This window comes from Mesorhizobium sp. P2_E10, assembly GCF_056404235.1.
In genome coordinates, this window is record NZ_JBFUEK010000007.1 from 1 (window position 1) to 18,397 (window position 18,397).

Genomic DNA, 18,397 nt, shown 5'->3' on the forward strand with positions numbered 1-18,397 from the left:
CATCCTGACCAAGGACGAAGGTGGCCGTCACACGCCGTTCTTCACCAACTACCGTCCGCAGTTCTATTTCCGCACGACGGACGTGACCGGCATTGTGTCGCTGCCGGAAGGCACCGAGATGGTGATGCCGGGCGACAACATCACGGTCGATGTCGAGCTGATCGTGCCGATCGCCATGGAAGAGAAGCTGCGCTTCGCCATCCGTGAAGGCGGCCGCACCGTCGGTGCCGGCATCGTCGTCACCATCAAAGAGTAACTTGGACTTAAACCGATCTGTCGCGGGCGCAGGATATGCCCGCGCCGCGCCAGAACAAGGAAGTGACGCATGAACGGACAGAATATCCGCATCCGCCTGAAGGCGTTTGATCACCGCGTGCTCGACGCCTCGACGAAGGAAATCGTGTCGACGGCCAAGCGCACCGGTGCCAACGTCCGCGGCCCCATTCCGCTGCCGACGCGGATCGAAAAGTTCACGGTCAACCGGTCGCCTCACGTCGACAAGAAGAGCCGCGAGCAGTTCGAGATGCGCACGCACAAGCGTCTGCTCGACATCGTCGATCCGACCCCGCAGACGGTCGATGCTTTGATGAAGCTCGATCTGGCCGCCGGTGTCGACGTCGAGATCAAGCTCTAAGGAACGAGAGCGAGCGAGGAAGGGGCGGTGCCCCTGGCCCGGAACTCTAAAGGAATTGAACCGATGCGTTCAGGTGTGATTGCAAAGAAGGTGGGAATGACCCGCATCTACAACGATGCCGGGGAACATGTTCCCGTCACCGTTCTCCAGATGGAGAACTGCCAGGTCGTGGCGCAGCGCACGCAGGAGAAGAACGGCTATACCGCCGTCCAGCTCGGCGTTGGCCTTGCCAAGGTGAAGAACACGTCGAAGGCGATGCGCGGCCATTTCGCGACCGCTTCCGTCGAGCCCAAGGCCAAGGTTGCCGAGTTCCGCGTCTCGGCCGACAACATGATCGATGTCGGCGCCGAGATCACCGTCGAGCATTACGTTGCCGGCCAGAAGGTCGATGTGACGGGCACGACGATCGGCAAGGGTTTCCAGGGCGTCATCAAGCGCCACCATATGGGTGGTGGCCGCGCGACGCACGGTAACTCGGTGTCTCACCGTACGCACGGTTCGACTGGCCAGCGCCAGGATCCGGGCAAGGTGTTCAAGGGCAAGCATATGGCTGGCCACATGGGCGACACCCGCGTCACCACGCAGAATGTCGAGATCGTTTCGACCGATGCCGATCGCGGCCTGATCCTGATCCGCGGTGCGGTTCCCGGTTCGAAGGGCGCCTGGATCCTGGTTCGCGACGCCGCCAAGGTGGCGCTGCCGGCCAATGCGCCGAAGCCTGCCGCAATCCGTGCTGTCGCCAAGAACGATGCCCCGGCCACAGAGGGAGCGGAATAATGGACATCAAGATCACAACGCTGGGCGGCAAGGACGCCGGCAAGGTGAAACTCTCCGAGGAGATTTTCGGCCTTGATCCGCGCGAAGACATCCTGCAGCGCGTCGTGCGCTGGCAGCTCGCCAAGAAGCAGCAGGGCACGCACAAGGCCAAGGGCCGCGCCGAAATCGCGCGCACCGGCGCCAAGATGTACAAGCAGAAGGGTACGGGCCGCGCCCGTCACCATTCGGCACGCGCTCCGCAGTTCCGCGGCGGCGGCAAGGCTCACGGCCCGGTCGTTCGCAGCCACGAGCACGATTTGCCGAAGAAGGTCCGCGCACTCGGCCTCAAGCATGCTCTCTCGGCCAAGGCCAAGAGCGCGTCGATCATCATCATCGACGAGCTGAAGCTGACCGAGGCCAAGACGAAGGCGCTGATCGCGAATTTCGCGACGCTGGGCCTGACCAACGCTTTGCTGATCGGCGGCGCCGAGCTTGACAAGAACTTCAAGCTGGCAGCTACGAACATCCCGAACATCGACGTGCTGCCCATCCAGGGCATCAACGTCTACGACATTCTGCGCCGCGGCACGCTGGTCCTTTCGAAGGCCGCCGTCGAGGCTCTCGAGGAGCGCTTCAAATGACCGACCTTCGTCACTACGACGTGATCGTCTCGCCGGCGATCACCGAAAAGTCGACCATGGCCTCCGAGCAGAACCAGGTCGTCTTCAACGTCGCCAACAAGGCGTCGAAGCCGGAAATCAAGGCCGCCGTCGAAGCGCTGTTCGGCGTCAAGGTGATGGCCGTGAACACGCTTGTCCGCAAGGGCAAGATCAAGCGCTTCCGTGGCACGGTTGGCCGCCAGAGCGACGTCAAGAAGGCGATTGTGACGCTGGCCGATGGCCAGTCGATCGACGTCGCGACGGGTCTCTGAGCAAGGCCGCGAGGACAGAAACATGGCACTGAAAAAATTCAACCCGGTAACGCCGAGCACCCGCCAGCTGGTCATCGTCGACCGCTCGGGCCTCTACAAGGGCAAGCCCGTCAAGGGTCTGACCGAAGGCCTGACCAAGTCGGGCGGCCGCAACAATTACGGTCGCATCACGGCTCGCTTCATCGGCGGCGGTCACAAGCGTTCGTACCGCATCATCGACTTCAAGCGCCGCAAGTTCGACGTTGTCGGCACGGTCGAGCGCATTGAATACGATCCGAACCGCACCGCTTTCATCGCGCTGATCAAGTACGACGATGGCGAGCTGTCCTACATCATCGCCCCGCAGCGTCTGGCTCCCGGCGACAAGATCATTGCCGGTGAATCGGTCGACGTGAAGCCGGGCAATGCGATGCCGCTGGCTTCGATGCCGGTCGGCACGATCGTCCACAACATCGAGCTGAAGCCCGGCAAGGGCGCTCAGGTCGCCCGTTCGGCCGGCGGCTATGGCCAGCTGGTCGGTCGTGACCAGGGCATGGCGATCCTTCGCCTCAACTCGGGCGAGCAGCGTGTCGTGCACGGTTCGTGCATGGCCACTGTCGGTGCCGTGTCCAATCCGGACCACGGCAACATCAATGACGGCAAGGCCGGTCGCACCGTCTGGCGTGGCAAGCGCCCGCACAATCGCGGCGTGACCATGAACCCGGTCGACCATCCGCACGGCGGCGGCGAAGGCCGTACTTCGGGTGGCCGCCATCCGGTTTCGCCCTGGGGCAAGCCAACCAAGGGCAAGAAGACGCGGTCCAACAAGGCGACCGACAAGTTCATCCTGCGCTCGCGCCATCAGCGCAAGAGCTAAGAAGAGGTAACGCCAAGTGACTCGTTCGATTTGGAAAGGCCCCTTCATTGACGGCTACCTTCTCAAGAAGGTGGACAAGGTTCGTGAAGGTGGTCGCAATGAGGTGATCAAGATGTGGAGCCGTCGCTCCACCATCCTGCCGCAGTTCGTCGGCTTCACCTTCGGTGTCTACAACGGCCAGAAGCATGTTCCCGTCTCGGTGAACGAGGACATGGTCGGTCACAAGTTCGGTGAATTCGCTCCGACCCGGACCTATTACGGTCACGGCGCGGATAAGAAGGCGAAGAGGAAATAATCATGGGCAAGGCCAAAGCTCCGCGCAGGCTTGCTGACAACGAAGCGCGCGCCGTATTGCGCACGATCCGTATCAGCCCGCAGAAGCTGAACCTCGTTGCCGCGCTGATCCGCGGCAAGAAGGTCGCGACAGCGCTTTCCGATCTCGAATTCTCGGCCAAGCGGATTTCCGGCACGGTCAAGAAGACGCTGGAATCGGCGATCGCCAACGCGGAAAACAACCACGACCTCGACGTCGATGCCCTGATCGTGGCGGAAGCCTATGTCGGCAAGTCGATCGTCATGAAGCGGTTCCATGCCCGTGGCCGTGGTCGCGCCAGCCGTATCGAGAAGCCGTTCTCGCACCTCACGATCGTTGTTCGTGAAGTCGACGAAAAAGGGGAGGCCGCATAATGGGCCAGAAAGTCAATCCGATCGGTCTGCGCCTCGGCATCAACCGCACCTGGGATTCGCGCTGGTTCGCGAACACCGGCGAGTACGGCAAGCTGCTGCATGAGGACATCAAGATCCGCAAGTATCTCGAGAAGGAGCTCAAGCAGGCTGCCATCTCGAAGGTCGTGATCGAGCGTCCGCACAAGAAGTGCCGCGTCACCATCCATGCGGCGCGTCCGGGTCTGATCATCGGCAAGAAGGGCGCCGACATCGAAAAGCTTCGCAAGAAGCTGATGGAGATGACGAAGTCCGAGACGCACCTCAACATCGTTGAAGTGCGCAAGCCGGAGATCGACGCGACGCTGGTCGCCCAGTCGATCGCCCAGCAGCTCGAGCGCCGTATCGCGTTCCGTCGTGCCATGAAGCGTGCCGTTCAGTCGGCGATGCGTCTCGGTGCCGAGGGCATCCGCATCAACTGCGCCGGCCGTCTCGGCGGCGCCGAGATTGCGCGTATGGAATGGTACCGCGAAGGCCGCGTGCCGCTGCATACGCTGCGCGCCGATGTCGACTACGGCACGGCCGAAGCGCACACGGCTTACGGCATCTGCGGCGTCAAGGTCTGGGTGTTCAAGGGCGAAATCCTCGAGCACGACCCGATGGCTTCGGAACGTCGCGCGACCGAGGGCGATCATGCGCATGGCGGTGGTGGTGGTGAGCGCGAACGCGGTCGCCGTCGCGAAAACGCCTAAGACAGTTGAGAATTTGGAGTTAGAACGATGCTGCAGCCAAAGCGCACAAAGTTCCGCAAGCAGTTCAAGGGCCGCATCCACGGTACCGCCAAGGGCGGCACCAACCTGGATTTCGGTGGTTTCGGGCTGAAGGCGCTTGAGCCGAACCGCGTCACCGCGCGTGAGATCGAGGCGGCCCGCCGCGCGATCACTCGTGAGATGAAGCGTGCCGGCCGCGTGTGGATCCGTATTTTCCCGGATGTGCCGGTGACCTCGAAGCCGACCGAAGTCCGCATGGGCAAGGGCAAGGGCGCGGTCGATTACTGGGCAGCTCGCGTCAAGCCGGGCCGCATCATGTTCGAGATCGACGGCGTCAACGAAGAAACCGCCCGTGAGGCGCTGCGTCTCGGCGCGGCCAAGCTCTCGGTCAGGACGCGCTTCGTACAGCGCATCGCAGAATAAGGACGGGCTGATCATGAAAGCCGAAGACATCCGGACCAAGACCCAGGACCAGCTGACCGACGACCTGGCCAGCCTGAAGAAGGAGCAGTTCAACCTGCGCTTCCAGAAGGCCACCGGCCAGCTCGAGAAGACCGCGCGCGTGAGACAGGTCCGTAAGGACATTGCGCGTATCAAGACCATCGCTGCGGAAAAGTCCGCGGCTAAGAAGGCTTAAGGACGAAAACCATGCCAAAGCGCATTCTGCAGGGCACCGTCGTCAGCGACAAGAACGAGAAGACGGTTGTCGTCAAGGTCGAACGGCGCTTCACGCATCCCGTGATGAAGAAGACCGTGCGCATGACCAAGAAGTACAAGGCGCACGACGAGAACAACGCCCACAAGGTTGGCGATCAGGTGTTCATCCAGGAATCGAAGCCGATTTCCAAGGACAAGCGCTGGATCGTCGTATCGTCGGATCAGGCGTAAACAAACGAATTTTGGACAGACCGGGGAGGGGCTTTGAGCCCATCCCGTTAGAAGAGAAGAAGGCGGCCAGTCATGATTCAGATGCAAACAAACCTCGACGTCGCGGATAATTCCGGCGCCCGTCGTGTCATGTGCATCAAGGTGCTGGGCGGCTCGAAGCGGAAATACGCTTCCGTGGGCGACATCATCGTGGTGTCGATCAAGGAAGCCATTCCGCGCGGCCGCGTCAAGAAGGGCGATGTGATGAAGGCGGTCGTGGTTCGCACGGCCAAGGACATCCGCCGCCCGGACGGCAGCGTGATCCGTTTCGACAAGAACGCAGCCGTTCTCGTCGACAACAAGAAAGAGCCGATCGGCACGCGTATCTTCGGACCGGTTCCGCGCGAACTCCGCGCCAAGAACCACATGAAGATCATCTCGCTCGCGCCTGAAGTGCTGTAAGGAGCCGGACCAATGCAGAAGATTAGAAAAGGCGACAAGGTCGTCGTGCTGGCCGGCAAGGACAAGGGCCGTTCGGGCGAAGTCCTCTCGGTACAGCCGAAGGAAGACACCGCGCTGGTGCGCGGCGTCAACATGATCCGTCGTCACCAGAAGCAGTCCCAGTCCCAAGAGGGCGGGATCATCACCAAGGAAGCGCCGATCCAGCTGTCGAACATCGCGCTGGCCGACCCCAAGGATGGCAAGCCGACCCGCGTCGGCTTCATCTTCCAGAAGGACGGCAAGAAGGTGCGCGTCGCCAAGCGCTCGGGAGAAGTCATCAATGGCTAAGGCTCAAACCACGAAGCCCAAGGCTGAAAGCAAGCAGTCCAAGGCCCAGAACACGCCGCGTCTCAAGCAGGTCTACAACGAGACTATCCGCAAGGCGCTGCAGGAGCAGTTCGGCTACGAGAACGAGATGCAGGTTCCGCGCATCGACAAGATCGTGCTGAACATGGGCGTCGGCGAAGCGACCGGCGATTCGAAGAAGCCTTCGATCGCGGCCGAAGACCTGGCGATGATCGCCGGCCAGAAGGCCGTCGTCACCCGCGCTCGCAATTCGATCGCCGGCTTCAAGGTCCGCGAAAAGATGCCGATCGGCGCCAAGGTCACGCTGCGCAAGGAACGTATGTATGAGTTCCTCGACCGTCTCGTGAACATCGCGCTGCCGCGCGTCCGCGATTTTCGCGGACTGAATCCGAAGAGCTTCGATGGCCGTGGCAACTACGCCATGGGCATCAAGGAACACATCGTGTTTCCGGAGATCAACTACGACAAGGTTGATCAGATCTGGGGCATGGACGTCATCGTTTGTACGACTGCGAAGACGGACGACGAAGCCAGGGCATTGCTCAAGGCCTTCAACTTCCCCTTCCGCCAGTAACGGCAGCGAGAAAAGGAAAAATCTGAAATGGCAAAGACCAGCTCAGTCGAGAAGAACAACAGGCGCCGCAAGCTTGCCGACCAGTACGGTCCCAAGCGCGCTGCCCTCAAGGCGATCATCATGGATCAGTCCAAGCCGATGGAAGAGCGTTTTCGCGCTCAGCTGAAGCTTGCTGCCTTGCCGCGCAACTCGGCCAAGATCCGCATCCGCAACCGCTGCGAAGTTACCGGCCGTCCGCGCGCCTACTATCGCAAGCTCAAAGTATCGCGCATCGCGCTCCGTGATCTCGGCAATAACGGCCAGATCCCGGGCCTGGTCAAGTCGAGCTGGTAAGGAGGACATAACATGTCATTGAGCGATCCTCTCGGCGATATGCTGACCCGCATCCGCAACGCTTATGGCCGCAAGAAGTCGAGCGTTTCGACGCCGGCCTCGCGGCTGCGTACCCGCGTCCTCGACGTGCTGAAGGCTGAAGGCTATATCCGCGATTACAGCCAGACCGACTTCGACAACGGCAAGTCCGAAATCGAGATCGAGCTGAAGTATTTCGACGGTGCGCCGGTCGTGCGCGAAATCTCCCGTGTCTCGAAGCCGGGCCGTCGCGTTTACGTCTCGGCCAAGTCGATCCCGCACGTCGCCAATGGCCTCGGCATCGCCATCCTTTCGACACCGAAGGGCGTGATGGCCGACCATGAAGCGCGCGAACAGAATGTCGGCGGCGAGATCCTCTGCCAGATCTTCTGATCTGGCAGCTGACCGCAAAGTGGAATCCGGTCTTCGGATCGTTTCCGAAGACAGAGACCTGAAACAAGAGAAGTGACGAGGACAACAAAATGTCTCGTATTGGTAAGAAACCCGTTTCGCTGCCGCAGGGCGTGACCGCGACCGTCAACGGCCAGACCGTGACGGCGAAGGGCCCCAAGGGCGAGCTGAAGTTCGTGGTGAACGACGAAGTGCTGGTCAAGATGGAAGGCAGCGAAATCGCTGTGCAGCCGCGCGACCAGACCAAGACCGCCCGCTCCAAGTGGGGCATGTCGCGCACGCAGATCGTCAACATCCTGCAGGGCGTCAAGGACGGTTTCGAGAAGAAGCTCGAGATCACCGGCGTCGGCTATCGTGCAGCGCTTCAGGGCAAGAACCTGCAGCTGGCGCTCGGCTTCAGCCATGACGTCATCTACCAGACGCCGCAGGGCATCACGATCACCGTGCCGAAGCCGACCGAAATCACCGTGGCCGGCATCGACAAGCAGCAGGTCGGCCAGGTTGCCGCCGAGATCCGCGAATACCGCGGTCCCGAGCCTTACAAGGGCAAGGGCGTCCGTTACGCTGGCGAGAAGATCGTCCGCAAGGAAGGCAAGAAGAAGTAATTGTAAGGCCGCGGGGAGCGGTCGCGGGAGGCGCTTTCGCCTACCGCATATGGCGGCCCCCGTTTTTTGAAGGCAGGGAAGACTATCATGGCTAACAAAGAATCCATCCAGCGCCGCGCGCAGCGCGTCCGCCGCCAGATCAAGAAGGTCGCCGGCGACCGTCCGCGTCTTTCGGTTCACCGCACGTCGAAGAACATCTACGTGCAGGTCATCGACGACGCCAAGGGCCACACCATCGTTGCCGCCTCGACGCTCGAGAAGGACCTCAAGGGTTCGCTCAAGACCGGCGCCGACACCGCGGCAGCCGCTGCGATCGGCAAGCTGATCGCCGAGCGGGCTGCGAAGGCCGGCGTCAAGGAAGTCGTCTTCGACCGCGGCGCCTACATCTATCACGGCCGCGTCAAGGCGCTGGCCGAGGCTGCCCGTGAAGGTGGTCTGAGCTTCTAAAAACTTTCGCCCCCGGCCAACCCACAGAGGTGCCGGATCTTATCATCAACCGTGCTTCCGGAAAAAAACAAGGAACAGGATATGGCACAGGAACGTAGGGATGGCGGCCGCGGCCGTGATCGCGAAGAGCGCGACGATGGCATGGTGGACAAGCTCGTCCACATCAACCGCGTCGCCAAGGTCGTCAAGGGCGGCCGTCGCTTTGGTTTTGCAGCACTCGTCGTCGTCGGCGACCAGAAGGGCCGGGTCGGCTTCGGTCACGGCAAGGCGCGCGAAGTGCCTGAGGCGATCCGCAAGGCAACTGAATCGGCCAAGCGCGACATGATTTTCGTGCCGCTGCGCTCGGGCCGCACGCTGCACCACGACGTCGAAGGACGCTGGGGCGCCGGACGCGTGCTGCTGCGCGCTGCCAAGCAGGGTACCGGCATCATCGCCGGCGGCCCGATGCGCGCCGTCTTCGAGACGCTCGGCATGCATGACGTGGTCGCCAAGTCGATGGGTTCGTCGAACCCGTACAACATGGTTCGCGCCACTTTCGACGCGCTGAAGAGCCAGATGCATCCGAAGGATGTGGCTGCTGCGCGCGGCATCAAGTACTCGACCCTTCAGGCCCGCCGCGGCACCGCCGTTGCGGCTGAAGAATAGTCGACGCTGACCAGGGATTTTGACCATGGCCAAGAAAGCAACCAAGACCGTCACCGTTGAGCAGATCGGTTCGCCGATCCGCCGGCCGAAGGAGCAGCGTGCAACGCTGGTCGGCCTCGGCCTCAACAAGATGCACAAGCAGCGCACGCTGGAGGACACTCCTTCCGTGCGCGGCATGATCGCTGCCGTCCAGCATCTCGTCCGCGTCGTGGACGAGGGCTGAACAGAAGCGCAGGAGAACCCAGATGAAACTCAACGATCTGCGTGACAAGGACGGCGCGACGCACTCCAAGAAGCGTCTCGGCCGCGGCATCGGTTCCGGCTCGGGCAAGACCGCCGGTCGCGGCGTCAAGGGCCAGAAGGCGCGCTCCGGCGTTGCCATCAACGGCTTCGAGGGTGGCCAGATGCCGCTCTACAGGCGTCTGCCGAAGCGTGGCTTCAACAACATCTTTGCGAAGAGCTTCACGGTCGTGTCGCTGGCTCGCATCCAGGTTGCGCTCGACGCCAAGAAGCTCGATGCCAAGGCGACCGTGACGGCTGAAGCGCTGGTCGCTGCCGGCGTTATCCGCCGCGTCAAGGACGGCGTGCGCATCCTCTCCGACGGCGAGATCAAGGCGAAGCTCGCCTTCGACGTTGCCGGCGCCTCCAAGGCCGCGATCGAGAAGATCGAAAAGGCTGGCGGTTCGGTGAAGCTGCCGGAAAAGGCAGCCGCCGAGTAACGACAATTTGAAGCGCGATCAGCAAGGATGTTTATCGTTTTTGCCTTCGATCGCACTTTGATCCAAGCAATATGGCGGCCGCGTCAACGCGGCCGCTTGCATGTTTACAGTCCGGAGCTTATCTCGTGAGCTTCGGTGACACGCGCCGCCTGAGCTGCGGGCATCGAGCGTGACCAAGCGGAGAATCAGGCATGGCTTCGGCTGCTGAACAACTAGCCTCGAATCTGAATTTCTCGGCCTTCGCCAAGGCGGAGGACCTGAAGAAGCGCATCTGGTTCACCATCGGCGCGCTGCTCGTCTATCGTCTCGGCACCTATATTCCGCTGCCCGGCATCAATCCCGACGCTTTTGCCCAGGCCTTCTCGTCGCAGAGCAAGGGCGTGCTTGGCATGTTCAACATGTTCGCCGGCGGCGCCGTGCAGCGCATGGCGATCTTTGCGCTCGGCATCATGCCCTACATCTCCGCCTCCATCATCATGCAGCTGATGACTTCGGTCATCCCGTCGCTGGAAGCGCTGAAGAAGGAAGGCGAGCAGGGCCGCAAGATCATCAACCAGTACACGCGCTACGGCACCGTGCTGCTGGCGCTGGTGCAGGCCTATGGCATTTCGGTCGGTCTGGAAGGCGGCAACGGCATCGTCAACGATCCCGGCGTGTTCTTCCGGATTTCGACCGTCGTGACGCTGGTTGGCGGCACCATGTTCCTGATGTGGCTGGGCGAGCAGATCACCGCGCGCGGCATCGGCAACGGCATTTCGCTGATCATCTTCTCCGGCATCGTCGCCGGCCTGCCGCGGGCTATCTCCGGCACGCTGGAGCTTGGTCGCACCGGCGCGCTGTCGACGGGCCTGATTCTCGCGATCATCGTGCTGGCGATCGTCGTTATCGCGCTCATCGTGTTCTTCGAGCGCGCCCAGCGCCGCCTGCTGATCCAGTATCCGAAGCGCCAGGTCGGCAACCGCATGTTCCAGGGCGATACCTCGCATCTGCCGCTGAAGCTCAACACCTCGGGCGTCATTCCGCCGATCTTCGCCTCGTCGCTGCTGTTGCTGCCGGCAACCGTCGCCGGCTTCTCGCAGACGACAAACATGCCGGCCTGGGCAAGCACCATCCTGGCTTCGCTCGGCCATGGCCAGCCGCTCTACATGGCGTTCTATGCGGCGATGATCGTGTTCTTCGCCTTCTTCTACACGGCAATCGTCTTCAACCCGAAGGACACGGCAGATCAGCTCAAGAAGCATTCCGGCTTCATCCCGGGCTACCGGCCGGGCGAGCGCACCGCGGACTACATCGATTACGTTCTCACCCGCATCACTGTCGTCGGCGCCGTCTATCTGGTGCTGGTGTGTCTGTTGCCCGAGTTCCTGATTTCAGCGACTGGCGTACCATTCTACCTTGGTGGCACTTCGCTTCTGATCGTGGTCAGTGTAACGCTCGATACGGTGGCGCAGATTCAGGGTCACCTGATCGCCCATCAGTATGAGGGCCTGATCAAGAAGTCGAAGCTGCGCGGGGGGAAGAAAGCCAGATGAGGTTGATATTGCTTGGGCCGCCGGGGGCGGGCAAGGGGACGCAAGCACAGAGACTGGTAGATAAACACGGCATACCCCAGCTTTCCACGGGTGACATGCTGCGTGCTGCCGTCCAGGCCGGCACGGAAGTAGGCAAGCGCGCCAAAGCGGTGATGGATGCCGGCGAACTGGTCTCCGACGCCATCGTCAACGCCATCGTGGCCGAGCGTATCGACCAGGCCGATTGCACAAACGGTTTCATCCTTGACGGCTACCCGCGCACCCTGGTGCAGGCGGATGCGGTTGAATCGATGCTCGCGGATCGTGGTCAGGCTCTCGACGTCGTCATCGAGCTTGTCGTCGATGACAAGGCGCTGGTTGGTCGTATCGTCAAGCGCGCCGAAGAGGCAAACGCCGCGGGCCAGCCCGTGCGCAAGGACGACAATCCGGTGGTGTTCGAAGAGCGCCTGCGCGAGTATTACAAGAAGACGTCGCCGTTGATCGGCTACTACTACGCCAAGGGCAAGCTCCAGGGCGTGGACGGCATGGCCGACATCGATGCGGTGACCGGGCAGATCGAAGCGGTGTTGACGGCGGCCACACACGGAAAATAAACGATTGCGCTTGACTGGAGCGGTTCGCTGGGGTATGGCGGCCCGTCTTCCTATCAGGCATGAGGCTTGCTTGTCCGCAAGGGCAAGGCAGCCGCTTTGAACTGGAAACTCCCGCATGGGCCGGTCTCCACCGGACGCGGGGCAACTCAGACAGCGCCGGGCCTGCCTTGTTTTTTGAAGGTTGTCCGGCCCACATGGAGAAGAGAAGAATATGGCTCGTATAGCCGGCGTCAACATTCCGACCAACAAGCGCGTCGTCATTGCGCTTCAGTACATTCACGGCATTGGCAAAAAGTTCGCCCAGGAGATCGTCGACAAGGTCGGCATCCCGGCCGAGCGTCGCGTCAACCAGTTGACCGACGCGGAAGTGCTGCAGATCCGCGAGACGATCGACCGCGATTACCAGGTCGAGGGCGACCTGCGCCGCGAAGTGTCGATGAACATCAAGCGGCTCATGGACCTCGGCTGCTACCGCGGCCTGCGTCACCGCCGCTCGCTGCCGGTTCGCGGCCAGCGCACGCATACCAATGCGCGCACCCGCAAGGGCCCGGCCAAGTCGATCGCCGGCAAGAAGAAGTAAGTCAGCGAATAGCGAGTAGCCATTAGCGAGTAGGGGTCCTATTCGCTAATCCCTACTCACTACTCGCTTTCAAAGGTGGAGCCGCTGGCATTACGGCGGTGTAGAGATCAACTGAAAGGACTATCATGGCCAAGGAAGCCGCTCGTGTTCGCCGTCGCGAACGCAAGAACATCTCGTCGGGCGTTGCCCACGTCAATTCGACCTTCAACAACACGATGATCACCATCACCGACGCGCAGGGCAATTCGATTGCCTGGTCGTCGGCCGGTGCCCAGGGCTTCAAGGGTTCGCGCAAGTCGACCCCGTTCGCTGCCCAGATGGCTGCCGAAGACGTTGCCAAGAAGGCCCAGGAACACGGCATGCGCATGCTGGAAGTCGAGGTCTGCGGACCTGGCTCCGGTCGTGAATCGGCGTTGCGCGCCCTGCAGGCGGCCGGCTTCACCATCACCTCGATCCGTGATGTGACGCCGATCCCGCACAATGGCTGCCGCCCGCGCAAGAAGCGCCGCGTCTAAAAAGAATTACCGAACGCCGCGCGAGCGCCCCATCGGCGCTCCTCCACGGCATTCCAGGTCGCCCGCCACGATTGGATGGTGGCGGGTAAACGGAAGGAAAGCATCATGATCCAGAAAAATTGGCAGGAACTGATCAAGCCAAACAAGATCGAATTCTCGTCGAAGAAGAAGACGCTGACCACGCTGGTCGCCGAGCCGCTCGAGCGCGGCTTTGGCCTGACGCTCGGCAACGCGCTGCGCCGCGTGCTCCTGTCTTCGCTGCGTGGCGCGGCTGTGACCGCCGTGCAGATCGACGGCGTCCTGCATGAATTCTCGTCCATCGCCGGCGTGCGCGAGGACGTGACCGACATCGTGCTCAACATCAAGGAAATCGCCATCCGCATGGAAGGCGACGGCCCCAAGCGCATGGTCGTGCGCAAGCAGGGACCAGGTGCGGTTCTCGCCGGCGACATCCAGACGGTTGGCGACGTCGAGATTCTCAATCCCGACCACGTCATCTGCACGCTGGATGAAGGCGCTGAAATCCGCATGGAATTCACCGTCGACACCGGCAAGGGCTACGTGCCGGCTGACCGCAACCGCGCCGAAGACGCGCCGATCGGCCTGATTCCGGTCGACAGCCTCTACTCCCCGGTCAAGAAGGTCTCCTACAAGGTCGAGAACACCCGCGAGGGCCAGGTTCTCGACTATGACAAGCTGACCATGACGATCGAGACCGATGGTTCGATCACCGGCGAAGACGCGGTGGCTTTCGCCGCCCGCATCCTGCAGGACCAGCTTGGTCTGTTCGTCAACTTCGACGAGCCGCAGAAGGAAGTCGCTGCCGAGGCCGTCACCGAGCTCGCCTTCAACCCGGCGCTGCTCAAGAAGGTCGACGAGCTCGAGCTTTCGGTGCGTTCGGCCAACTGCCTGAAGAACGACAACATCGTCTATATCGGCGACCTGATCCAGAAGACCGAAGCCGAGATGCTGCGCACCCCGAACTTCGGCCGCAAGTCGCTGAACGAGATCAAGGAAGTTCTCGCGGCGATGGGCCTGCACCTCGGCATGGAAGTGCCGGATTGGCCGCCGGAAAACATCGAAGACCTCGCCAAGCGTTACGAAGACCAATATTGAGCATGAATTCCAAGGATCGGCGGCGTGGGCCGCTCGATCCGACGGTCATGCGGAAAACCATCAGAGGCTTTGGCCTCTTGAGCAACTGAAGAAGGAAAAGAGCCATGCGCCACGGTTTCAAAGGCCGCCGCTTCGCCCGAAGCATTAGCCATCGCAAGTCGATGTTCGCCAACCTCGCCGTGTCGCTGCTCGAGCATGAGCAGATCGTCACCACCCTGCCGAAGGCGAAGGATTTGCGTCCGATCGTCGAGAAGCTGGTGACGCTCGGCAAGCGCGGCGACCTGCACGCCCGCCGCCAGGTCATTGCCCAGATCGGCAATGAAGGCGTCGTCAAGCGTCTGTTCGACACCATCGCGCCGCGCTATGCCAACCGCAACGGTGGCTATCTGCGCATCATGAAGGCGGGCTTCCGCCACGGCGACAATGCAGCCATGGCTGTCATCGAGTTCGTCGACCGCGACACCTCGGCCAAGGGCGCTGGCGACCGCGCTCGCATTGAGGCCGAAGGCACCGACGAGGAAGCCGCAGCTGCATAAGCTCGTCTATCCCAAGTGTTTCAAAAAGGGGCCTGCGGGCCCCTTTTCATATTCTGGAAGCAGCAAAGGGCAGTCGCGCCGGTTTCGTGGTTCAAACCGCGCGGTTTTGGTCAAAATAATCGGATTTCAGCGACTTAGCCTTTTATTTTGCACAATCGTCGGGACAGATGGCGCCCGACTTGGAGGATTCGGAATGCGCTTCAAACGGTTGTCCCTTGTTCTGCTCTGCGCCGTGATGGCGCTGGTGCCGGCGGCCAGACAGGCGTTGGCCGAAGACGCCGCCAAGACGGATCCGGGCCTCTCCGATGTGCTGACCGACCTGCTGCACGGCGTCGAGGGCGAAAATTCCACCTCCGGTCCCGACAAGCGCGTGCCGTTCGGCCGCGAGGAGGTGCAGCTGTCCTTCGCGCCGCTGGTCAAGCAGACAGCGCCGGCGGTGGTCAATGTCTATGCCTCGCAGACGGCCAAGGTGACGTCGCCTTTCGAAGGCGATCCTTTCTTCGAGGAGTTCTTCGGCCGGGCGCAGCCACGCGCACAGTCCTCACTGGGCTCCGGCGTGCTGGTCGATCCCAGTGGCGTCATCGTCACCAACTACCACGTCATCAAGGATGCCGACGAGGTCAAGGTGGCGACCGCGGACGGACGCGAATTCACCAGCAAAGTCATGCTCAAGGACGAGACGCTCGATCTTGCCGTGCTTAAGATCACCTCGGACAAGCCGTTTCCGGTGATCGCCATCGGTGACTCCGACGCGCTCGAGGTTGGCGATCTGTTGTTGGCCATCGGCAATCCGTTCGGTGTCGGCCAGACCACCACCAGCGGCATCGTTTCGGCACTTGCACGCAGCCATATCGGCGTTTCGGATTCGGGCTACTTCATCCAGACGGACGCTGCCATCAACCCCGGCAATTCCGGCGGCGCGCTGATCAACATGGGCGGCCAGCTGGTCGGTATCAACACGGCGATCTACAGCCGCAGCGGCGGTTCGATCGGCATCGGCTTTGCCATCCCTTCCAACATGGTGCGCGCCTTCGCCGATGCGGCCAAGGCCGGGCTCGATTTCTTCGAGCGGCCCTATATCGGCGCCGAATTCGAAGCGGTGACGCCGCAGATCGCCGAATCGCTCGCCATGGAGAAGCCGACCGGCGCGCTGGTCTCTTCGGTCGAAGAGGCCGGGCCGGCGGCCAAGGCAGGGCTGAAGCCCGGCGACGTCGTGCTGCAGCTCAACGGCACGCCTGTCGAGAGCATCGAGGCGCTGGATTATCGGATGGCGACGCTGTCGATCGGCACCAAGGCCAGCTTCGCTGTTCTGAGCAAAGGCCAGCAGGCGACGATGGACATCGCGCTGGAGCGCGCGCCGGAAGGCGCCAAGGCCTCGGAAGTGACGCTGCATGGCCGCAGCCCGTTCTCCGGCGCCAAAGTCGCGGAACTGTCGCCCCGGCTTGCCCAGCGGCTTGGCCTGCGTACCGACCTCAAAGGCGTCACCGTGGTCGACATCAACCGCGATTCGCCCGCCGCCGATTTTGGCTTCCAGCCGGGCGACATCGTGCGTGAAGTGAATGGCACCACCGTCGACACGGCAGCGACGCTGGCGCAGCTTGCCCAGCAGGATACGCGCTGGTGGCGCTTTACCGTCGAGCGCGGCGGGCAGATACTGCGCCAGGTGTTGCGTTACTGAGTTCGATCTCCGGCATTTCCGAAGAGGTCGCGCTCCAACCAAAAGAATTGCATGGCCGATCTGTTCAGCGTCGATGAACCGGAAAAGGCGCCGCCCGGACGGCCGCTGGCCGACCGGCTGCGCCCGAAAAACCTTGGCGAGGTCGTCGGCCAGGAGCATCTGACCGGACCCGACGGTGCGCTGACACGGTTGATCGGGTCTGGCTCGCTCGGCTCGATGATCTTCTGGGGCCCGCCCGGCACCGGCAAGACCACGGTCGCACGGCTGCTTGCCGGTGAGACCAGCCTTGCTTTTGAGCAGATATCGGCGGTTTTTTCCGGCGTCGCCGATTTGAAGAAGGTGTTCGAGGCGGCAAAGCTGCGCCGCTCCAATGGCCGCCAGACGCTGCTGTTCGTCGACGAGATACATCGCTTCAACCGCGCCCAGCAGGATTCTTTCCTTCCCGTGATGGAGGACGGGACTGTCGTGCTGGTTGGCGCGACAACGGAAAACCCGTCCTTTGAGCTGAACGCCGCTCTGCTGTCTCGGGCGCGGGTGCTGGTCTTCCATTCGCTTGGCGAGGAGAGCATCGCCAAATTGCTGGCGCGGGCGGAAGAGACCGAGGGCAGGGCGCTGCCGCTCGACGACGAGGCGAGGGCGATGCTGGTGCGCATGAGCGACGGCGACGGCCGCGCGTCGCTGACGCTGGCCGAGGAAGTCTGGCGCGCCGCCAAGCCCGGCGAGGTGTTCGGTGCCGAGGGGCTGCAGCGCATCGTCCAGCGCCGCGCGCCGATCTACGACAAGGGCCAGGACGGCCACTACAATCTGATCTCGGCGCTGCACAAATCGGTGCGCGGTTCCGACCCCGACGCAGCGCTTTACTACCTGGCACGCATGTTCGATGCCGGCGAGGATCCGCTCTATCTCGGCCGCCGGCTGGTGCGCATGGCGATGGAGGATATCGGCCTCGCCGATCCGCAGGCGCTGGTCATCGCCAACGCCGCCAAGGACGCCTATGACTATCTGGGTTCGCCCGAGGGCGAACTGGCCTTCGCCGAGGCCACCGTCTATCTCGCCACGGCGCCGAAATCCAACGCCGTCTACACTGCCTTCAAGGCAGCCACGCAGGCTGCCAAGGAATTCGGCTCGCTGCTGCCGCCGAAGCACATCCTCAACGCGCCGACCAAGCTGATGAAAGAGGAAGATTACGGCTCGGGCTACCGCTATGACCATGACGAGCCCGACGCGTTTTCCGGGCAGGACTACTTTCCGGAAAAGATGGGACGGCAGACCTTCTACGATCCGCCGGAGCGCGGTTTTGAGCGCGATATCAGGAAGCGGCTGGACTATTGGGCAAAGCTGCGCGCCGAGCGAGCAAGGTAGGCTGCTTAGCTAGGCCGGGTCGGCAAACGGGGTATCCGCATCGCTGACGTAGAACAGAACCATGCGTGCCACCTGCCGCGCGTCCAGATTCCGCCCAGTCATCTTGACCAGGGGTGGTTCGACAAAAATCTCGCCAGCCTTGACCGTAACCGCTTCTTGCCCATCCAGTTCCAAGGTGAACGCTCCCTCCAGCATGTAGACCGTCACCGGAAATCGATGTGAATGATAAGGTGTGCGATCACCGGGTTCGAGCGTTGCCAGAAGCACGCGGATTTCCTGGTCGCGTGCGGTGGGTAGTGCCGCCGTTACCTGGCGGTGCAGCACTCTCAGCTTGGCGGCGCCGGTTTCCTGCGCCGAAGTGGTTATGCCGACCGTCAGGCCGGAGATCGCCGAGCTGACGTCCATGATCTTGTGCATTGTCGTTCTCCATTTCACCAGACGGCCGAGTT

The 18,397-nt window shown here is 62.1% G+C and carries 31 protein-coding genes; 30 read left to right on the forward strand and 1 reads right to left on the reverse strand.

Translation table 11 applies throughout. From position 1 onward, the window contains the following. The 30 genes from AC1D0N_RS19225 to AC1D0N_RS19370 form a co-directional block, all read left to right on the forward strand. Nucleotides 1–256: EF-Tu C-terminal domain-related protein (locus AC1D0N_RS19225; protein ID WP_477246636.1), on the forward strand; the 256-nt coding region annotated here is incomplete at its 5' end. 69 nt (nt 257–325) lie between these two features. Then, nucleotides 326–634 carry a 30S ribosomal protein S10 gene (gene rpsJ / locus AC1D0N_RS19230; RefSeq protein WP_010909272.1) on the forward strand — a complete coding sequence of 103 codons (309 nt, stop codon included), beginning with the start codon at nt 326–328 and terminating at the stop codon, nt 632–634. A 63-nt stretch (nt 635–697) separates the two neighbouring features. After that, on the forward strand, nt 698–1,411 hold the full coding sequence (gene rplC / locus AC1D0N_RS19235) for a 50S ribosomal protein L3 (RefSeq protein ID WP_477246637.1): 714 nt from the start codon (nt 698–700) through the stop codon (nt 1,409–1,411). Beyond that, nucleotides 1,411–2,031, forward strand: coding sequence for a 50S ribosomal protein L4 (gene rplD, locus AC1D0N_RS19240; RefSeq protein ID WP_477246638.1), 621 nt, complete (start codon nt 1,411–1,413; stop codon nt 2,029–2,031). The genes rplC and rplD overlap by 1 nt, the downstream gene beginning before the upstream one ends. Then, nucleotides 2,028–2,321, forward strand: a complete 294-nt coding sequence (locus AC1D0N_RS19245) for a 50S ribosomal protein L23 (RefSeq protein WP_477246640.1) — start codon at nt 2,028–2,030, stop codon at nt 2,319–2,321. The genes rplD and AC1D0N_RS19245 overlap by 4 nt, the downstream gene beginning before the upstream one ends. A gap of 22 nt (nt 2,322–2,343) precedes the next feature. Beyond that, nucleotides 2,344–3,177 carry a 50S ribosomal protein L2 gene (rplB, locus tag AC1D0N_RS19250; protein ID WP_477246642.1) on the forward strand — a complete coding sequence of 278 codons (834 nt, stop codon included), beginning with the start codon at nt 2,344–2,346 and terminating at the stop codon, nt 3,175–3,177. Nucleotides 3,178–3,193: 16 nt separating this feature from the next. Further along, nucleotides 3,194–3,472 (forward strand): 30S ribosomal protein S19, encoded by a 279-nt coding sequence (rpsS, locus tag AC1D0N_RS19255; RefSeq protein ID WP_006205463.1) that lies wholly within the window; start codon nt 3,194–3,196, stop codon nt 3,470–3,472. Nucleotides 3,473–3,474: 2 nt separating this feature from the next. Then, nucleotides 3,475–3,864 (forward strand): 50S ribosomal protein L22, encoded by a 390-nt coding sequence (gene rplV, locus AC1D0N_RS19260; RefSeq protein WP_477246644.1) that lies wholly within the window; start codon nt 3,475–3,477, stop codon nt 3,862–3,864. Then, nucleotides 3,864–4,592 carry a 30S ribosomal protein S3 gene (gene rpsC / locus AC1D0N_RS19265; protein ID WP_258601606.1) on the forward strand — a complete coding sequence of 243 codons (729 nt, stop codon included), beginning with the start codon at nt 3,864–3,866 and terminating at the stop codon, nt 4,590–4,592. Before rplV ends, rpsC begins: the two co-directional genes overlap by 1 nt. Before the next feature lie 27 nt (nt 4,593–4,619). Next, entirely contained in the window at nt 4,620–5,033 is a 414-nt protein-coding gene (gene rplP / locus AC1D0N_RS19270) for a 50S ribosomal protein L16 (RefSeq protein ID WP_006205460.1), read from the forward strand. A 13-nt stretch (nt 5,034–5,046) separates the two neighbouring features. Beyond that, nucleotides 5,047–5,247, forward strand: a complete 201-nt coding sequence (gene rpmC / locus AC1D0N_RS19275) for a 50S ribosomal protein L29 (protein ID WP_006205459.1) — start codon at nt 5,047–5,049, stop codon at nt 5,245–5,247. An 11-nt stretch (nt 5,248–5,258) separates the two neighbouring features. Continuing rightward, entirely contained in the window at nt 5,259–5,498 is a 240-nt protein-coding gene (rpsQ, locus tag AC1D0N_RS19280; RefSeq protein WP_010909280.1) for a 30S ribosomal protein S17, read from the forward strand. Nucleotides 5,499–5,570: 72 nt separating this feature from the next. After that, entirely contained in the window at nt 5,571–5,939 is a 369-nt protein-coding gene (rplN, locus tag AC1D0N_RS19285; RefSeq protein ID WP_006205457.1) for a 50S ribosomal protein L14, read from the forward strand. Between the two features lie 12 nt (nt 5,940–5,951). Next, on the forward strand, nt 5,952–6,266 hold the full coding sequence (gene rplX / locus AC1D0N_RS19290) for a 50S ribosomal protein L24 (protein ID WP_013531428.1): 315 nt from the start codon (nt 5,952–5,954) through the stop codon (nt 6,264–6,266). Beyond that, nucleotides 6,259–6,858, forward strand: a complete 600-nt coding sequence (gene rplE, locus AC1D0N_RS19295; RefSeq protein ID WP_111548980.1) for a 50S ribosomal protein L5 — start codon at nt 6,259–6,261, stop codon at nt 6,856–6,858. The genes rplX and rplE overlap by 8 nt, the downstream gene beginning before the upstream one ends. Before the next feature lie 27 nt (nt 6,859–6,885). After that, nucleotides 6,886–7,191: a 30S ribosomal protein S14 gene (rpsN, locus tag AC1D0N_RS19300; RefSeq protein WP_010909282.1), complete on the forward strand. Its 306-nt coding sequence runs from the start codon at nt 6,886–6,888 to the stop codon at nt 7,189–7,191. 12 nt (nt 7,192–7,203) lie between these two features. Beyond that, a complete protein-coding gene (rpsH, locus tag AC1D0N_RS19305; RefSeq protein WP_477246647.1) occupies nt 7,204–7,602 on the forward strand; it encodes a 30S ribosomal protein S8 in 399 nt (132 codons plus the stop codon). 89 nt (nt 7,603–7,691) lie between these two features. Beyond that, entirely contained in the window at nt 7,692–8,225 is a 534-nt protein-coding gene (gene rplF / locus AC1D0N_RS19310; protein ID WP_477246649.1) for a 50S ribosomal protein L6, read from the forward strand. Between the two features lie 87 nt (nt 8,226–8,312). Then, complete coding sequence (gene rplR, locus AC1D0N_RS19315) at nt 8,313–8,672, forward strand: 50S ribosomal protein L18 (protein ID WP_477246650.1); 360 nt, start codon at nt 8,313–8,315, stop codon at nt 8,670–8,672. Between the two features lie 81 nt (nt 8,673–8,753). Then, complete coding sequence (rpsE, locus tag AC1D0N_RS19320; protein WP_006333394.1) at nt 8,754–9,317, forward strand: 30S ribosomal protein S5; 564 nt, start codon at nt 8,754–8,756, stop codon at nt 9,315–9,317. A gap of 25 nt (nt 9,318–9,342) precedes the next feature. Beyond that, on the forward strand, nt 9,343–9,540 hold the full coding sequence (gene rpmD, locus AC1D0N_RS19325; RefSeq protein ID WP_023736690.1) for a 50S ribosomal protein L30: 198 nt from the start codon (nt 9,343–9,345) through the stop codon (nt 9,538–9,540). 22 nt (nt 9,541–9,562) lie between these two features. Beyond that, complete coding sequence (gene rplO, locus AC1D0N_RS19330; RefSeq protein WP_477246652.1) at nt 9,563–10,036, forward strand: 50S ribosomal protein L15; 474 nt, start codon at nt 9,563–9,565, stop codon at nt 10,034–10,036. Nucleotides 10,037–10,227: 191 nt separating this feature from the next. Continuing rightward, complete coding sequence (gene secY, locus AC1D0N_RS19335; protein ID WP_477246654.1) at nt 10,228–11,568, forward strand: preprotein translocase subunit SecY; 1,341 nt, start codon at nt 10,228–10,230, stop codon at nt 11,566–11,568. Next, nucleotides 11,565–12,161, forward strand: a complete 597-nt coding sequence (locus tag AC1D0N_RS19340; RefSeq protein ID WP_477246656.1) for an adenylate kinase — start codon at nt 11,565–11,567, stop codon at nt 12,159–12,161. The genes secY and AC1D0N_RS19340 overlap by 4 nt, the downstream gene beginning before the upstream one ends. A gap of 211 nt (nt 12,162–12,372) precedes the next feature. Further along, nucleotides 12,373–12,741 carry a 30S ribosomal protein S13 gene (gene rpsM / locus AC1D0N_RS19345; RefSeq protein ID WP_006205445.1) on the forward strand — a complete coding sequence of 123 codons (369 nt, stop codon included), beginning with the start codon at nt 12,373–12,375 and terminating at the stop codon, nt 12,739–12,741. Nucleotides 12,742–12,866: 125 nt separating this feature from the next. Continuing rightward, the gene (gene rpsK / locus AC1D0N_RS19350; RefSeq protein WP_006205444.1) at nt 12,867–13,256 is read left to right on the forward strand and encodes a 30S ribosomal protein S11; all 390 of its coding nucleotides are present in this window, start codon (nt 12,867–12,869) and stop codon (nt 13,254–13,256) included. A 105-nt stretch (nt 13,257–13,361) separates the two neighbouring features. Next, nucleotides 13,362–14,372 (forward strand): DNA-directed RNA polymerase subunit alpha, encoded by a 1,011-nt coding sequence (locus tag AC1D0N_RS19355; protein ID WP_013531438.1) that lies wholly within the window; start codon nt 13,362–13,364, stop codon nt 14,370–14,372. A 104-nt stretch (nt 14,373–14,476) separates the two neighbouring features. Continuing rightward, nucleotides 14,477–14,908 carry a 50S ribosomal protein L17 gene (gene rplQ / locus AC1D0N_RS19360; protein WP_269905925.1) on the forward strand — a complete coding sequence of 144 codons (432 nt, stop codon included), beginning with the start codon at nt 14,477–14,479 and terminating at the stop codon, nt 14,906–14,908. Between the two features lie 193 nt (nt 14,909–15,101). After that, entirely contained in the window at nt 15,102–16,586 is a 1,485-nt protein-coding gene (locus AC1D0N_RS19365; RefSeq protein WP_477246658.1) for a DegQ family serine endoprotease, read from the forward strand. 51 nt (nt 16,587–16,637) lie between these two features. Beyond that, nucleotides 16,638–17,948, forward strand: coding sequence for a replication-associated recombination protein A (locus AC1D0N_RS19370; RefSeq protein ID WP_477246659.1), 1,311 nt, complete (start codon nt 16,638–16,640; stop codon nt 17,946–17,948). A 9-nt stretch (nt 17,949–17,957) separates the two neighbouring features. Here AC1D0N_RS19370 and AC1D0N_RS19375 read toward each other — a convergent pair whose 3' ends face one another. Then, nucleotides 17,958–18,365 (reverse strand): cupin domain-containing protein, encoded by a 408-nt coding sequence (locus tag AC1D0N_RS19375; RefSeq protein WP_477246661.1) that lies wholly within the window; start codon nt 18,363–18,365, stop codon nt 17,958–17,960. Between the last annotated feature and the right edge of the window lie 32 nt (nt 18,366–18,397).

What these genes read in the sequence shown, in the direction of transcription:
- rplR (WP_477246650.1), top strand. Translation starts at nt 8,313, where the DNA reads ATGGCTAACAAAGAATCCATCCAGCGCCGCGCGCAGCGCGTCCGCCGC.
- AC1D0N_RS19340 (WP_477246656.1), top strand. Translation starts at nt 11,565, where the DNA reads ATGAGGTTGATATTGCTTGGGCCGCCGGGGGCGGGCAAGGGGACGCAA.
- rplQ (WP_269905925.1), top strand. Translation starts at nt 14,477, where the DNA reads ATGCGCCACGGTTTCAAAGGCCGCCGCTTCGCCCGAAGCATTAGCCAT.
- AC1D0N_RS19375 (WP_477246661.1), bottom strand. Translation starts at nt 18,365, where the DNA reads ATGCACAAGATCATGGACGTCAGCTCGGCGATCTCCGGCCTGACGGTC.
- rplF (WP_477246649.1), top strand. Translation starts at nt 7,692, where the DNA reads ATGTCTCGTATTGGTAAGAAACCCGTTTCGCTGCCGCAGGGCGTGACC.
- rplV (WP_477246644.1), top strand. Translation starts at nt 3,475, where the DNA reads ATGGGCAAGGCCAAAGCTCCGCGCAGGCTTGCTGACAACGAAGCGCGC.
- rpmC (WP_006205459.1), top strand. Translation starts at nt 5,047, where the DNA reads ATGAAAGCCGAAGACATCCGGACCAAGACCCAGGACCAGCTGACCGAC.
- AC1D0N_RS19365 (WP_477246658.1), top strand. Translation starts at nt 15,102, where the DNA reads ATGCGCTTCAAACGGTTGTCCCTTGTTCTGCTCTGCGCCGTGATGGCG.
- rplP (WP_006205460.1), top strand. Translation starts at nt 4,620, where the DNA reads ATGCTGCAGCCAAAGCGCACAAAGTTCCGCAAGCAGTTCAAGGGCCGC.
- AC1D0N_RS19245 (WP_477246640.1), top strand. Translation starts at nt 2,028, where the DNA reads ATGACCGACCTTCGTCACTACGACGTGATCGTCTCGCCGGCGATCACC.
- rpsJ (WP_010909272.1), top strand. Translation starts at nt 326, where the DNA reads ATGAACGGACAGAATATCCGCATCCGCCTGAAGGCGTTTGATCACCGC.
- rpsH (WP_477246647.1), top strand. Translation starts at nt 7,204, where the DNA reads ATGTCATTGAGCGATCCTCTCGGCGATATGCTGACCCGCATCCGCAAC.
- rplB (WP_477246642.1), top strand. Translation starts at nt 2,344, where the DNA reads ATGGCACTGAAAAAATTCAACCCGGTAACGCCGAGCACCCGCCAGCTG.
- rplX (WP_013531428.1), top strand. Translation starts at nt 5,952, where the DNA reads ATGCAGAAGATTAGAAAAGGCGACAAGGTCGTCGTGCTGGCCGGCAAG.
- rplE (WP_111548980.1), top strand. Translation starts at nt 6,259, where the DNA reads ATGGCTAAGGCTCAAACCACGAAGCCCAAGGCTGAAAGCAAGCAGTCC.
- rplC (WP_477246637.1), top strand. Translation starts at nt 698, where the DNA reads ATGCGTTCAGGTGTGATTGCAAAGAAGGTGGGAATGACCCGCATCTAC.
- rplN (WP_006205457.1), top strand. Translation starts at nt 5,571, where the DNA reads ATGATTCAGATGCAAACAAACCTCGACGTCGCGGATAATTCCGGCGCC.
- rpmD (WP_023736690.1), top strand. Translation starts at nt 9,343, where the DNA reads ATGGCCAAGAAAGCAACCAAGACCGTCACCGTTGAGCAGATCGGTTCG.
- rpsE (WP_006333394.1), top strand. Translation starts at nt 8,754, where the DNA reads ATGGCACAGGAACGTAGGGATGGCGGCCGCGGCCGTGATCGCGAAGAG.
- rplD (WP_477246638.1), top strand. Translation starts at nt 1,411, where the DNA reads ATGGACATCAAGATCACAACGCTGGGCGGCAAGGACGCCGGCAAGGTG.
- rpsN (WP_010909282.1), top strand. Translation starts at nt 6,886, where the DNA reads ATGGCAAAGACCAGCTCAGTCGAGAAGAACAACAGGCGCCGCAAGCTT.
- rpsC (WP_258601606.1), top strand. Translation starts at nt 3,864, where the DNA reads ATGGGCCAGAAAGTCAATCCGATCGGTCTGCGCCTCGGCATCAACCGC.
- AC1D0N_RS19370 (WP_477246659.1), top strand. Translation starts at nt 16,638, where the DNA reads ATGGCCGATCTGTTCAGCGTCGATGAACCGGAAAAGGCGCCGCCCGGA.
- AC1D0N_RS19355 (WP_013531438.1), top strand. Translation starts at nt 13,362, where the DNA reads ATGATCCAGAAAAATTGGCAGGAACTGATCAAGCCAAACAAGATCGAA.
- rpsQ (WP_010909280.1), top strand. Translation starts at nt 5,259, where the DNA reads ATGCCAAAGCGCATTCTGCAGGGCACCGTCGTCAGCGACAAGAACGAG.
- rpsM (WP_006205445.1), top strand. Translation starts at nt 12,373, where the DNA reads ATGGCTCGTATAGCCGGCGTCAACATTCCGACCAACAAGCGCGTCGTC.
- rpsK (WP_006205444.1), top strand. Translation starts at nt 12,867, where the DNA reads ATGGCCAAGGAAGCCGCTCGTGTTCGCCGTCGCGAACGCAAGAACATC.
- secY (WP_477246654.1), top strand. Translation starts at nt 10,228, where the DNA reads ATGGCTTCGGCTGCTGAACAACTAGCCTCGAATCTGAATTTCTCGGCC.
- rplO (WP_477246652.1), top strand. Translation starts at nt 9,563, where the DNA reads ATGAAACTCAACGATCTGCGTGACAAGGACGGCGCGACGCACTCCAAG.